13 protein-coding genes are annotated in these 13,666 nt (G+C 34.2%); 5 read left to right on the forward strand and 8 right to left on the reverse strand.

The features are described 5' to 3' along the window. Positions 1 to 16: 16 nt before the first annotated feature. Positions 17 to 400 carry a 30S ribosomal protein S12 gene (gene rpsL, locus G6042_RS04730; RefSeq protein ID WP_007136570.1) on the reverse strand — a complete coding sequence of 128 codons (384 nt, stop codon included), beginning with the start codon at positions 398 to 400 and terminating at the stop codon, positions 17 to 19. Between the two features lie 251 nt (positions 401 to 651). Between rpsL and G6042_RS04735 the strand changes: the two genes are divergently transcribed. Continuing rightward, positions 652 to 2,241: a BamA/TamA family outer membrane protein gene (locus tag G6042_RS04735; protein WP_235933191.1), complete on the forward strand. Its 1,590-nt coding sequence runs from the start codon at positions 652 to 654 to the stop codon at positions 2,239 to 2,241. Between the two features lie 52 nt (positions 2,242 to 2,293). Then, positions 2,294 to 3,028 carry a 23S rRNA (guanosine(2251)-2'-O)-methyltransferase RlmB gene (gene rlmB, locus G6042_RS04740; RefSeq protein WP_169523156.1) on the forward strand — a complete coding sequence of 245 codons (735 nt, stop codon included), beginning with the start codon at positions 2,294 to 2,296 and terminating at the stop codon, positions 3,026 to 3,028. A 164-nt stretch (positions 3,029 to 3,192) separates the two neighbouring features. Here rlmB and G6042_RS04745 read toward each other — a convergent pair whose 3' ends face one another. After that, positions 3,193 to 3,984: a rhomboid family intramembrane serine protease gene (locus G6042_RS04745; RefSeq protein ID WP_169523157.1), complete on the reverse strand. Its 792-nt coding sequence runs from the start codon at positions 3,982 to 3,984 to the stop codon at positions 3,193 to 3,195. Positions 3,985 to 4,338: 354 nt separating this feature from the next. Between G6042_RS04745 and G6042_RS04750 the strand changes: the two genes are divergently transcribed. Further along, positions 4,339 to 5,616: a replication-associated recombination protein A gene (locus G6042_RS04750; protein ID WP_169523158.1), complete on the forward strand. Its 1,278-nt coding sequence runs from the start codon at positions 4,339 to 4,341 to the stop codon at positions 5,614 to 5,616. A gap of 90 nt (positions 5,617 to 5,706) precedes the next feature. On the opposite strand, the gene G6042_RS04755 is transcribed toward G6042_RS04750, so the two are convergent. The 3 genes from G6042_RS04755 to radC are packed head-to-tail and all read right to left on the reverse strand — an operon-like array spanning position 5,707 to position 7,820. After that, positions 5,707 to 6,441, reverse strand: a complete 735-nt coding sequence (locus G6042_RS04755; protein WP_169523159.1) for a hypothetical protein — start codon at positions 6,439 to 6,441, stop codon at positions 5,707 to 5,709. Positions 6,442 to 6,443: 2 nt separating this feature from the next. After that, positions 6,444 to 7,127: a YjjG family noncanonical pyrimidine nucleotidase gene (locus G6042_RS04760; RefSeq protein ID WP_169523160.1), complete on the reverse strand. Its 684-nt coding sequence runs from the start codon at positions 7,125 to 7,127 to the stop codon at positions 6,444 to 6,446. A 3-nt stretch (positions 7,128 to 7,130) separates the two neighbouring features. Next, positions 7,131 to 7,820 (reverse strand): RadC family protein, encoded by a 690-nt coding sequence (radC, locus tag G6042_RS04765; protein WP_169523161.1) that lies wholly within the window; start codon positions 7,818 to 7,820, stop codon positions 7,131 to 7,133. Positions 7,821 to 7,873: 53 nt separating this feature from the next. On the opposite strand from radC, the gene G6042_RS04770 reads away from it, so the two are divergent. Next, positions 7,874 to 8,479 carry a DUF1287 domain-containing protein gene (locus tag G6042_RS04770; protein WP_169523162.1) on the forward strand — a complete coding sequence of 202 codons (606 nt, stop codon included), beginning with the start codon at positions 7,874 to 7,876 and terminating at the stop codon, positions 8,477 to 8,479. Positions 8,480 to 8,679: 200 nt separating this feature from the next. Here G6042_RS04770 and G6042_RS04775 read toward each other — a convergent pair whose 3' ends face one another. The 3 genes from G6042_RS04775 to G6042_RS04785 form a co-directional block, all read right to left on the reverse strand. After that, a complete protein-coding gene (locus G6042_RS04775) occupies positions 8,680 to 8,991 on the reverse strand; it encodes a GIY-YIG nuclease family protein (RefSeq protein ID WP_169523163.1) in 312 nt (103 codons plus the stop codon). 166 nt (positions 8,992 to 9,157) lie between these two features. After that, on the reverse strand, positions 9,158 to 10,513 hold the full coding sequence (locus G6042_RS04780) for a UDP-N-acetylmuramate--L-alanine ligase (RefSeq protein WP_169523164.1): 1,356 nt from the start codon (positions 10,511 to 10,513) through the stop codon (positions 9,158 to 9,160). Positions 10,514 to 10,583: 70 nt separating this feature from the next. Further along, positions 10,584 to 11,273, reverse strand: a complete 690-nt coding sequence (locus tag G6042_RS04785; protein ID WP_169523165.1) for a tetratricopeptide repeat protein — start codon at positions 11,271 to 11,273, stop codon at positions 10,584 to 10,586. Between the two features lie 460 nt (positions 11,274 to 11,733). Here G6042_RS04785 and G6042_RS04790 point away from each other — a divergent pair. Beyond that, positions 11,734 to 13,666 (forward strand): IPT/TIG domain-containing protein (locus G6042_RS04790; protein ID WP_169523166.1); only part of this gene is annotated, 1,933 nt, incomplete at its 3' end.

The following is a 13,666-nucleotide window of genomic DNA, read 5'->3' on the forward strand; positions in this document are numbered from 1 at the left end:
TTTTGAGTTTTAAAAATTACTTTTTCGCCTCTTTTGGACGTTTTGCACCATACTTAGATCTTCTTTGCGTTCTTCCAGCTACACCTGAGGTATCAAGCGCACCACGAACGATGTGGTATCTAACTCCTGGTAAATCTTTTACTCTTCCGCCTCGCACTAATACTATCGAGTGCTCTTGTAGATTATGTCCTTCTCCTGGGATGTAGGCATTCACTTCATTTCCATTAGTCAAACGTACACGCGCAACTTTACGCATTGCAGAGTTTGGTTTTTTTGGAGTAGTAGTGTAAACACGCGTACAAACACCTCTTCTTTGAGGACAAGAATCTAAAGCAACCGATTTACTCTTCTTAGTGATTTGAGTTCTTCCTGTTCTTACTAATTGTTGAATTGTTGGCATAATTAATACTAAAAATTTCTTATGTTTTAAATTTACCCTATTTTTAGGGGTTGCAAATGTAGTAATTATTTTTATCAAAACAAATCTTAATTCATTAATTTTCAAATAGATTATTTTTAAATTATTTTCTAATACTAAAGTTTGTTTTTTTACGTTAATTTGAAACCTGATAATCATTAAAATTGAAAAGATTTATCTTCATACTCTTTTTTATTCTTTGTAACCAAATCAGCTTTGGTCAAAATTTCTATTTGAAAATAACTTCCGATAAAGAAAATGAAACCAAAACAATTGATTCTATCGGATACAAAAGCAAGCATTTAAGTGTAAAAAGTCTATTAGATGAAAAAAACTTGTTTGCAAAACAGTTAACACAGTTTGGTTTTTATGATTTTCGGGAACTGGAAAGCAAAAAAGAAAATGATTCTGTTTTTAGTTTCAAATTTAACATTGGCAACCAAACAAAATCGATACATATATATATAGGTAAAGAAAATGAATTTAGCGAATTGTTTCCTGACGAAAATCCATTTCAAATTCCTGTTGCCGAAAGTGAAGCATTTCTGAACTCGATTATAAAAAAACTCGAAACCAAAGGTTATTCCATGAGCAAAGTTTCGCTAGAAAATATCGAACGCGAAAATAATTTTATCAAAGCCAATTTAAAAATTGATACTGGCAAAAAAAGACAAGTCAACAACATCGTGATTAATGGCGTTGATAAATTTCCTGAAAGCCACAAAAAGAATTTAATTCGATTATATAAAAACAAAGTTTTCAATCAGCAAACGCTTGAAAAACTTCACAACGATATCGAAAAATACCGTTTTGTAAAACAAACTAAATATCCTGAAATTTTATTCACCCAAGATTCTACAAAAATATACGTCTATCTAGAAAAAGCAAAAGCCAATACTTTTGACGGCTACATTGGTTTTACAAACGACGAACAAGACAAAGTAGTATTTAGCGGTTATGTTGATTTAATTTTGAATAATGTTCTAAATTCGGGTGAAAAACTTTCCCTATTTTGGAAAAGCGATGGTCAAGAGCAACGAACCTTTAACCTTGGTACCGAAATTCCATATATTTTCAAAAGTCCGTTTGGAATTAAAGCCAATTTGAATATTTTCAAACAAGACAGCACATTTCAAAACACGCGAACAGCTTTGGATATAGGTTACTATTTCAATTATACAACACGAGCTTATATTGGTTATCAATCCAACGAATCGAGCGATATTCAAAACGCAAACACCTTTTCGTTAAGCGATTTTGAAAGCACATTTTACACAACAGGATTTGAATACACCAACTTCAAAATTGACGATTTTCTTTTCCCAGAAAAAACCTATTTTGAAATCAAATTTGGAACTGGAAAACGAGAATCAAACATCGAAAACACCAATCAATTTTTTGGAAATCTAGTTTTCAGACACAATCTCTATTTGAACGATAAAAACATCATCAATATTAAATCGCAGAATTTCTATTTGCAAAGCACTAATTATTTAGTCAACGAACTTTTTAGATTTGGCGGCATCAATTCCATTCGCGGGTTTAACGAAAACTCGCTTCAAGGAAACCTCTTAACTTCCATTTTAACCGAATATCGCTATGTACTTTCACCTAGTCTTTATGCGCATTCCATCATTGATTATGGTTATTTTAAAGACAACACTTCGAATACTAGCGATACCTTATTAGGACTTGGTTTTGGCATTGGACTTCAAACCAAAAACGGATTATTCAACCTAATTTATGCCAACGGAAGCACCAAAGAACAAACCGCAAAACTATCTAATTCGATAGTTCACATCAGCTTGAAAGCAAACTTTTAAACTCTTAAACACATAACCTTTTAAACTTCTTAAAAAAGTTTACCTTTGCGGCATGGAAAAAGAAAACCAAATCTTCGGAATTAGAGCAATAATTGAAGCTATTTCGGCTGGAAAAGAAATTGACAAAGTTTTTATTCAAAGCGATGCACAAGGCGATTTGATGAAAGAATTAATGAAAGTGATAAAAAAAAACAGCATCAATTTCAGTTACGTTCCCGTTGAAAAATTAAACCGATTAACCCCAAATAATCACCAAGGTGCTGTGGCAACCATTGCTCCAATTACGTTTGTAAAACTAGAAACACTAGTTGATAGCGTTGTAGAAAGTGGAAAAATGCCATTGTTTTTAATCCTTGACCAATTAAGCGATGCTCGAAATTTTGGTGCCATCATCAGAACAGCAGAATGCACAGGAGTTGACGGCATTATTGTTCAAAAAACAGGTTCGGCTCCAGTAAATGGCGATACTGTAAAAACTTCGGCTGGCGCGGTTTTCAACGTACCAATTTGCAAAGTTGACCATATCAAAGACGCTATTTTTTACCTTCAAGGAAGCGGAATAAAAACCGTTGCTGCCACCGAAAAAACAGACAACAAGCTTTACGACATTTCACTCAACGAACCCGTTGCCATCATCATGGGAAGTGAAGATCGCGGCATCAATCCATCGGTTTTAAAAATCGTTGATGAAGCGGCAAAATTGCCAATGTTTGGCACCATCGGTTCGCTAAATGTTTCCGTGGCTTGCGGCGCGTTTTTGTATGAAACTGTTCGTCAAAGAGGTTAAAAGTTGCGAGTTTCGAGTTGAAACTTACAAGATAATTTGAAGCGAATCGCTCGGGATTTATCAGTAAACCGTTTTCCCGCTTTTCGTTATATTTTTACACCTGTCAGGTTTTAAAAACCTAACAGGTGTAAAAGATACCACTTCAATCGGGGCTAAAAAAGCAACTATTCTTCTTTTTTGTTATCGTCTGTAGTTTCTTTAAAAACATAAACATAATTCACTTTTGGCGGAAAAACTTCTTCTTCAACAACTTCAAGCTCTTCCGGTTTTGGAGGATTTACAAAGTTTCCATTTTCGTCAAATCGTTTCATGAACGCATCTTCCATTGGGTTGAAATCGGGTTTTTCCCATTCGTATTTTATGGATTCTTTGTAATCGGGTGTTTTGAACAAAACAGCAAAAGCAAAACCTGTTAAAAATCCAGCCAAATGTCCTTCCCAAGAAATATTGTTTCCATCAGAAAGTTCAGGACTTGGAAAAACATACCAAACCATTCCGCCATAAATCATTACAACCGTTAACGACAAAGCCATCAATCGAAAATATTGCGTCATCATTCCTTTAAAGAAAATAAAAGAAACCAATACATAAATCAATCCACTGGCGCCAATATGATACGAACTTCGACCAATTATCCATGTGATTAAACCAGAAAACAGAATACCGTACAAAAGTACTTTCAACGAAATATCGCGGTAAAAATAAATCAAAGCAGCTGTTAAAATAAAAAGCGGAAAACTGTTATTGGCAATATGTGATAAATCACCATGTAAAAACGGACTAAACAAAACACCTTGCAATCCTGAGAAAGTTCTCGGAAAAATTCCGTGTTGCGTCAAATTGAGGTTAAATCTATGTTCAATATAAAATACTATCCAAATGAGTAGCAACAAAAAAGTTGGCACTATCCAAACCGAAGGTGTAAATTTAAAATGGTTGATTTCGTTGTTATGCATTATATAAAAAACACTTCGGCTAGCTTGGTGTGATTTTGTTTAATCAAAAATACAACCAAAAATTATTTAATGCTATTTTGTCATACGCTGTTGTCATTCCGACGAAGGAGGAATCTCATCAAATTATCTAGATTATGTGATCCCTCCTTCGTCGGAATGACAAAAAACTGAAAAACAAAGCTGAAAAGAAACCAAAAGTTTGGATTTTAGCCCTGATTGAAGTGGTATCTTTTACACCTGTCAGGTTTTAAAAACCTGACAGGTGTAAAAATATAACGGAAAGCAGGAAAATGGAAAACAAAAAAGTGCGAACCATTCGCTCCAAAAAAAAATTAAAAACCTTATTTTTACGCCATGGAAGCACCACTTGCAGAACGCATCAGACCGCAACGGTTGGAAGATTATATTAGTCAGCTACATTTAGTTGGCGAAAATGGTTCGTTAACCCAACAGATTTCGAGAGGAATTATTCCGTCGATGATTTTTTGGGGTTCGCCCGGAACGGGAAAAACGACTTTGGCACAGATTATTGCGAACCAAAGTAATCGTCCGTTTTATGAGTTGAGTGCCATAAATAGTGGTGTAAAAGACATTCGCGATGTGATTGAAAAAGCCAAACAAAGTGGCGGATTATTCACGGCAAAAAACCCGATTTTGTTTATTGATGAGATTCATCGTTTTAGTAAATCGCAACAAGATTCGCTTCTTGCGGCGGTAGAAAAAGGCTGGGTTACTTTGATTGGTGCTACGACCGAAAATCCGAGTTTTGAGGTTATTCCGGCGTTATTGTCACGTTGTCAGGTGTATGTTTTAAATCCGTTTTCCAAAGATGATTTATTGGCTTTGCTAAACCGAGCAATGAAAATTGACACGGTTTTGGCGACAAAAAAAATAGAAATCGAAGAATCGGAAGCGTTGTTGCGACTTTCTGGTGGCGATGGACGCAAACTATTAAATATTTTTGAACTGGTCGTAAACGCCAGCGCTGAAGACGAAATTTTGATCACCAATCAAAAAGTATTGGATTTGGTTCAGCAAAATACCGTTTTATATGATAAAACAGGCGAACAACATTATGATATTGTTTCGGCATTTATCAAATCTATACGTGGTAGTGATCCAAATGGTGCAGTTTATTGGTTAGCACGAATGATTGAAGGTGGTGAAGATGTAAAATTCATCGCGCGACGAATGTTAATTTTGTCCAGCGAAGATATTGGCAATGCTAATCCAACCGCTTTTATTATGGCAAATAATACGTTTCAAGCGGTTTCGACTATTGGAAATCCTGAAAGTAGAATTATTTTGAGCCAATGTGCTATTTATTTAGCAACTTCGCCTAAAAGTAATGCAAGTTATATGGCAATTGGCGAAGCACAAGCTGTTGTAAAACAAACCGGAGATTTATCGGTTCCGATTCATCTTAGAAATGCACCAACGAAGTTGATGAAAGAGTTAGGCTATGGCGAAGAATACCAATACTCGCATAATTACCCAAATAATTTTTCGGAACAAGAATATTTACCCGACGAACTCAAACAAACGGCTTTCTACAAACCGGGAAATAATGCTCGCGAAAATGAGTTGCGTACTTTCTTGAAAAATCGCTGGAAGGATAAGTATGGGTATTAACAATTGCAACTTCAAAAATCAAATTCAACTTCAAGTTCAAAAATCAATTTTAACTAAGTCGTGAGTTGAAATTTATTATTTTTCTGAAAACTAAAACCTAATATTTATGGGTTCTGAAACTAATTTTCCATCAACGTAGTTTTCAAAAAACCATTTTCCATTTTTGGTAATTACGACACCTTTTTCGTCACCTCTAACTCCGATGAAAACATTGTTCTGTGATGTTTTAAACAATCGCATGATTACTCGTGGTTCGCTGTTTACAATTTGAAAACCATTAGCAATGGGTTGTGCAAAAAAGAAAACTTCTGGATTTTCAGGATTGGTTTCAAGACTATAAATTTTGCTTTCTTGCTTTGGTTCTGGTTTTTCTTCTGGGTTAGAAGCTAGTTCATTTCCGCCGTTGTATTTATAATTTAAGGTCTCAAATGATTGTGCAGCTTCGCGAAATGATTGTGTATAGGCTTTTGCAAAATCTTTTTCTTTGCTTTTTCCGACAGCTGTTTCATAAACAACTTTGTCTTTACAATCCTTTAAAATAATTTTAAGTTTGGTTGTCAAAAGTGCTTTATCTTCGATAACATCTGCAAAAAGTGCTTTACATCGGTTATTAGCGATTTCAGTTGGCAATGCTTCATCCATCATAAAAACTTCAAAACCATATTTTTGAAATAACATTTTCGTTAAACTATTCATGTTATACTTATTGGGTTCTTTTAAAAAATCGAATTTTGATGGAACAACTACATATTTATAGTCATTGACACTTTGCGCAATAGTTGTACTGAAAACAAAGAAGGCAATCAATAAAAGGTATTTTTTCATAATTAAATTATTTTTTTTAGTTCTAAAAGATGGTTAATCTTCTCAACGTCATTTGAAATATTTGTATTTTTTTCGTCAAATAAAATTGCTCGCATTCCGAAATTGATTGCGCCTTGAACATCCGCTTCAATACAATCGCCAATCATAATCGAGTTTTCTTTATTTGTTTTAGCCAAAGATAAGGCAAATTCGAATATGTTTCGATGTGGTTTTTTTACTCCTGCCTTTTCTGAATTGGTTATGGTTTTAAAATAACTTTCTATTCCTGAATTTTTAAGCTTTCTAGTTTGAACCTCGGCAAAACCATTGGTTATGATATGCAAATTGTATTTAGGAAACAAATATTCCAAAAGTTCTTTTGCCCCATCAAAAAGTAAATTATTGTCGGGTAAAAACTCAATATAATCAACTGAAATTTGGTCTATTTCTTCATCTGAAATAGTATAATTCAAGATGTCAAATGTTTGTTTCAACCGTTGATAACGCAGTTCTTCGTGAGTAATTTTGTCAACCTGATACAATTTCCAACACGCTTGATTTATTGGTGCGTAAATTTCAACAAATTGGTTGGTATCAATCTTTGGATGATGGGTTTTAAAAATTTTATCAAATGCCAAAACAGAATTTTTATCAAAATCCCAAAGCGTATGATCGAGGTCAAAAAATATATCGGTAATTGTATTCATGTTTTAAAAAATTCCTTCGTCTTGAAAACTCAAATAACCTTTTTCAGTAATTATAATATGATCAAGCACTCGAATTTCGAGTTGTTCGCCAGCCAATTTTAGTTTTTGGGTAATTTCTTTATCCGCATTGCTAGCTTCCAATTTTCCTGATGGATGATTGTGTGTCAAAATGAGTGAAGTTGCATTTTGTTCCAAAGCCATTTTAAAAACCAAACGAATATCCACAACAGTTCCTGCAATTCCGCCTTTGGAAAGCTGCGATTTATGTATAACTTTATTGGAATTATTGAGATACAAAACCCAAAATTCTTCGTGAGGTAATTCACCAATCAACGGCTGCATAATGTCGAAAACGGCTTTGCTGGATGAAATTTTCTTGAGTTCGACGGTTTCTTCTACTCTACGCCTTCTTCCTAATTCGAGTGCTGCAGCGATAGAAATGGCTTTTGCTTCGCCTATTCCTTTAAATTCCATCAATTGTTTTAAGGATAATTTCCCCAAAGCATTCAGGTTGTTATCAACGCTTGCGAGAATTCTTTTGCTTAGTGAAACCGCACTTTCATTTCGACTTCCTGAACCAATTAAAATTGCAATCAACTCAGCATCACTCAATGCTTGTTTGCCTTTTAGCATTAGTTTTTCGCGTGGCTTATCGTCTTCTGCCCAATTTTTTATGGAGAAATTTTGTTCCAAATTACTATACTAAAAATTAGATTATTACGTTCTGTAAATAAAAAGCTAAATATATGAAACGATTTTATTTTTTGCTAATTGGATTGGCGTTTTTTACGTGCAGTCAAAATCAGAAGGAAGTTAAAGCGATAGCTAATCCAAAAACATTTGAAGAAAAGCTTTCCAATACTGCCATTTCCATCATTGATGAAAGTATCGTTTACACGCCAGATTATGTTTCGATAAAATATCCAAATGGTGATGTTCCTGCCAAAACTGGAGTTTGCAGCGATGTGGTTATTCGTGCTTATCGCAAACTTGGTATTGATTTGCAAAAAGAAGTTCACGAAGATATGAAAGCTAATTTCTCAAAATATCCAACCAAATGGGGTTTGAAAAAAACGGACACTAATATTGATCATCGTCGCGTTCCAAATTTGGAAGTTTTTTTTGAACGAAAAGGAAAAAAGTTACTTATTTCTAAAAATGCTTCAGATTATAAAACTGGCGAAATGGTTACTTGGATGATTGGCGGAAAATTACCCCACATTGGAATTGTTACTCATAAAAAATCTTCAAACGGAAATCCGATGATTGTTCACAATGTTGGTGGCGGACAAGTTGCAGAAGATTGTTTGTTTAGTTGGGAAATTGTTGGGCATTATTTGTTTAAGGAATAACTTTATCCTCAAACTTGTCATTTCGTTGGAATATCATAACACTATTTTTAGATTCCTACAGAATGACAAACTGTGTGTGAATGTATTCCTTAAAATATCATTGAGATTCCTACGGAATGACAAACGGTGATTGATATTGTTTTGAAATAACAAACTGTACTAAAAAACTAACCGCAAACTTGTCATTCCGTAGGAATCTTTTACTTAAAATGTTCGTTCCAAAATTCTATGTTTGGATTAATTTCCTTTATCAAATTCAACTTCTTTTCTCTTGAAAGATTTTTTATTTCTTTTTCTCTTTCAATTGCTAATTGTATCCAAGTAAACTTTTCAAAATAAATCAGAAAATGTGCATTATATTTTGATGTAAAACTATTTGGATTTAGTTTACTTTCGTGTTGATGTAATCGGAGTTTTAAATTATTTGTTACACCAGTATATAAAACTGTTCTGTTTTTATTTGTCAATATGTAAACGTAAAAAGTATAAATTCCTTCAGTGTATTCAATCATAATCACTTTTTTAGATTCCTACGGAATGACAAACTGTGTGTGAATGTATTGCTTGAAATATCGTTGAGATTCCTACGGAATGACAAACAGTGCTTGAAATTGTTTCAGAATGACAAACTGTACTAAAAAACTAACCGCAAACTTGTCATTCCGTAGGTATCAAAACCTACTTCATCAACTCCTTCACCTCATCAAAATTCAATCCGCCATAATTTCCTGAACTCATTAATAGTAATGCTGAATTATCAAAATTTTGACTGAAAAGGAAATTCTTAAAATCGGCTGGATTAGTATAAATTATTAAATCTTCTCTTTGGAAGGATTGTGCAATTTGCTCGTAAGTTACTTCTTCTAATTGCTTAATTTTTACCGCATCGGGTGAATAAAAAACCACGGCAACATCGGCAGCGTCAAGAGCATTTTGATATTCTTTCAGAAATTCGGCGTTCAAACTACTGTATGTGTGTAATTCTAAACAAGCAATTAATTTTCTATCAGGATATTGATTTTTTACCGCTTTGGTCGTTGCCGAAACTTTGCTTGGTGAATGTGCAAAATCTTTATAAGCTACTTTTCCTTTTCCTTCGGCGATTTTTTCTAAACGTTTACTTGCGCCTTTAAAACTGGCTATGGCTTCGTAAAAATCGGCTTCGTCAACGCCCATATTTTGGCAAATCCATTTGGCTCCAGCCAAATTATTTAGATTGTGCGCACCAAAAACTTCAATTGGCATTGCTCCTTCTGGAGTTTCTAATAATGTTGTTCCGTCTTCAACAGTATATTCTGGTGTTTTATAAGGTAATCTTCTAATCGTATTTGTAGTTTCTTCGGCTACTTTTTTAACGGTTTCGTCTTCTTCATTATATACTAGAATTCCACCTTTAGTAATTTGATTTACAAAAATTTCAAATTGTTCCACATAATTATCAAACGTTGGAAACACATTAATATGATCCCAAGCAATTCCAGAAAGTAAAGCAATATTCGGTTGATACAAATGGAATTTTGGTCGTCTGTCGATTGGTGACGATAAATATTCATCGCCTTCAAGTACTATAAAATCGTTATTTTCGGTTAAATGAACCATCGTATCAAAACCTTCTAATTGTGCACCAACCATATAATCGACTTCAATATTATGATAATGCATCACGTGTAAAATCATAGATGTTATGGTCGTTTTCCCATGTGAACCACCAATAACCACTCGTGTTTTATTTTTGGATTGTTCGTATAAAAATTCGGGATACGAATAAATTTTCAATCCTAATTCTTTGGCTTTTAACAACTCTGGATTGTCTTCTTTGGCGTGCATTCCTAAAATGATTGCTTCAATGTCTTGAGTGATTTTTTCGGGAAACCAACCCATTTCTAAAGGCAATAAACCTTTTTTTTCCAAACGTGATTTTGATGGTTCAAAAATCGCGTCGTCACTTCCTGTAACTTGATATCCTTTGTTGTGTAGTGCTAATGCTAAATTGTGCATGGCTGCGCCGCCGATGGCTATGAAATGTGTACGCATTTGAAATTCCAATTATTAAAATCCCAAATCCCAAACATCTAAAGTTTTGGAATTTGGAATTTGAGTTTTGTTATTTATTATCGAATTGTTCTTTTAACTTCGTTGCTTTTGCTTTGTCTTTAATTTTGTTCAAATATAAATGATATAATTTTTGAAACGTAGTTTTTGAATTGCCAATTTCATGCGCTTTTAAATAATTAGTTTCGGCTTTTTTATAACGGTTGAAATATTCGTCGATGTAACCTTTAGAAAGATGACCATCTACTTTTGACAACTCCATTAATTCATCGGAATATTTGAGGGCTTTTTTTTCGCTACCGCCAACAATTCCAGGCAATTCGATATAAAGCATTACCAAAGCCCATCGCGTTTCGATGTGTTTTTTATCCAATTCTGCGGCTTTCAAAAAAGAATTTTCAATGTCGTCAATCATTCCGAGTGCTTTGAATTTATTGACTGACTTGGCTTTCATTCCCATTGCTCCACCATATTTATACCAATAATTTGCCGTTTTTGGAAACTGATTTTTAAGAATAGAATATTGTTTTATGGCTTCGTCCCAGTCTTTTTCATGACCGGCAATATCGCCTAGATATTCAATAGTTTTATAATGATTGGGATTGGATTTTAAATGACTTTCAAAAAGTGTTTTGGCTTGTTGGTATTTTTCTTGAGCATAAAGTTTTTCAGCTTTTTCAAAGCTTGTTTGAGAAAAAACCAACACCGGAAACAAAAAGATTAGTAAAGCAATTGATTTCATCAAACTCTCTTATATTTTAAACAAATATAAACAATTATGATTTTATGAATTAAAGTGCAGCTTACTTTTTTAAACTTCCAAAAAATAATTCCTTTATAAAACCTTCTTAAAACCTTTTCGACAAACTGCACAAAAAATCGAACAAAATCAACTAAAAATCAATTACTTATAAAAAACTATTTAAGCTATTCAAAAAAATAAAAAAATAAATAATTTATTTCCTACTTTTTTTATTAAAATTAAACTTTAATCGATATTTTTTAAACCTTAAGCGTGTTTAACAGAAAAAAAACTGCTACTTTTTCATAAAAGTTAACAACTAAGTTCTTACATTTGTTGCATTACAATTTTTTGTACAATTCAAAACAAGCATTTTGTCGAATTTATTTGCTATGTATCTGAATTTTTATACTATTCAATTAACTCGTTTTAGATTTGTTTAATGAAAACCATAACCATTATGAAAAATAATTACACAACTGTTATAAATAAAACTTTTTTTTCAACAACGAACCAGCTACTACAACTAGTTGAACGAAAATTTTTTGCAATCCTAATTTTTTCTTTTTTAGGATTTTCCAACATTGCTTTTAGTCAATTAACAAACGGTTGTGGCGATGGAGCTGCTGGTCAGATTATTGTTGGAACAAATTGTAATTTTGTAAACTTCAATTCCAATGGAAATACTGATTATTGGGATGGAGCTTCAGGATGTAATGCTGGAGACTATGATGATGCATGGGGTTGGTTTGACGCAATAAGCACTACTACAACCATATCATATTATAGTGCAAATGATGCAATTATTCATCTTTTTACAGGAAGTTGTTCTACCACGATGACAGCGCTTGCGTGTGCCGATGATTTTGGCAATGGAGGAACTGAAACAATAACTTATGCTACTACACCAGGTGTTAGATATCGAATTAGAGTTCAAAGATACAACAGTGATAATGACATGAATGGAACCATTTGTGTTACTTCGCCAATTAGTGATTTATGTGCTAATGCAACTCCTTTAACGGTAAACACAAGCTGTTCTACAACAAACTTTAATATTACCAATGCTTTTACAGACGATGGACCTGCTCCTTGTAACGGTACCTCATATAAAGATGGATGGTACACTTTTACTACTGATGCTGATACTTATTACGTTACTGCTCAAGGACAGAGTAACGACACAAAACAGTTTGGATTAGCTTTATATACAGGTACTTGCGGAGCATTAACACAAGTTTCTTGCACAGTACCCGGTGCAAATAATGCAAACTTGACAAACATAAGTGTTTTACCAAATACTACTTATTTATTACGCATTATGAGAACAGGTGGTAATAATTTCATGAACGGTACTATTTGCGTTTTCAAATCTGAACTAACAGTCCCTTCCTCAGGAAACAACTCTTACACTATGTGTTCTGGGAATTTATACGATAGTGGCGGCACAGGTAATTATGCTAATAATTCCGACGGCTATACTGTAATTTATCCAACTGCGGGTAATTTAGTTAGTGTTTCCGGTACTATAAATTCTAGAAATGGAGACTACCTTACCATTTATGATGGTATAGGAACAGGAGGAAATGTATTATGGGGTGGAAGTAATCATGGAAACAACAACATTTGTACAAATTACCCAGTACCCACAAGAACTTCAACAACAGGTCCTTTAACTGTTCGGTTTATTTCTAATGGAAATAACACCTGTGCTGGATTTAATTTAGCTATAAGTTGTGTTCCGGCAGCACCAACAATAACCTCGTTTCCTTCAAGTGCTTGTCAAGGAGAAGAGATAACCATAGGAGGTACTAATTTAGCAAATGTAACAACGGTAACTATTGGCGGTACTCCCGCTACAATTACAGCAACCACTGCTACAAGCGTAACAGTTATAGTAGGAGCAGGAACAACAGGAACAATATTTGTTAACACGCCAAGCAGTGGCAGTGCTACAAGTTCAGGGACGATTACCGTAATACCTACCGTAGGAACCCCAACCGCAATAACAGTTTCGTCAGGAACACAACCAACGTGTCAGTTAACCAATGGTACAACCACAACTACTTATACTACTACTGCTACGAACAGCACAGGTTTCAACTGGACTTTGAGCAATCCGGCAGCAGGAACCATCAATGCTACCACAGGAGAAATGACATGGGCAAATGGTTTCTCAGGAACAGTAGATATTCAAGTAACTGCCAATGGTTGTAACGGTCCATCGGCGCAAGTGGTTAGAACCGTTACCATAACGCCAACCGTAGGAACGCCAACAGCAATAACAGTTTCGTCAGGAACAGAACCGACATGTCAATTACCAAACGGTACAACGACTACAACTTATGCTACTACTGCTACAAACAGCACAGGTTTTAACTGGAGTTTGAGCA

Source organism: Flavobacterium solisilvae, assembly GCF_012911605.1.
GTDB lineage: Bacteria > Bacteroidota > Bacteroidia > Flavobacteriales > Flavobacteriaceae > Flavobacterium > Flavobacterium solisilvae.

Coding starts and splice junctions, on each gene's coding strand:
- rpsL (WP_007136570.1), bottom strand. CDS start 400: ATGCCAACAATTCAACAATTAGTAAGAACAGGAAGAACTCAAATCACT.
- rlmB (WP_169523156.1), top strand. CDS start 2,294: ATGGAAAAAGAAAACCAAATCTTCGGAATTAGAGCAATAATTGAAGCT.
- G6042_RS04745 (WP_169523157.1), bottom strand. CDS start 3,984: ATGCATAACAACGAAATCAACCATTTTAAATTTACACCTTCGGTTTGG.
- G6042_RS04750 (WP_169523158.1), top strand. CDS start 4,339: ATGGAAGCACCACTTGCAGAACGCATCAGACCGCAACGGTTGGAAGAT.
- G6042_RS04755 (WP_169523159.1), bottom strand. CDS start 6,441: ATGAAAAAATACCTTTTATTGATTGCCTTCTTTGTTTTCAGTACAACT.
- G6042_RS04760 (WP_169523160.1), bottom strand. CDS start 7,127: ATGAATACAATTACCGATATATTTTTTGACCTCGATCATACGCTTTGG.
- G6042_RS04770 (WP_169523162.1), top strand. CDS start 7,874: ATGAAACGATTTTATTTTTTGCTAATTGGATTGGCGTTTTTTACGTGC.
- G6042_RS04775 (WP_169523163.1), bottom strand. CDS start 8,991: ATGATTGAATACACTGAAGGAATTTATACTTTTTACGTTTACATATTG.
- G6042_RS04780 (WP_169523164.1), bottom strand. CDS start 10,513: ATGCGTACACATTTCATAGCCATCGGCGGCGCAGCCATGCACAATTTA.
- G6042_RS04785 (WP_169523165.1), bottom strand. CDS start 11,273: ATGAAATCAATTGCTTTACTAATCTTTTTGTTTCCGGTGTTGGTTTTT.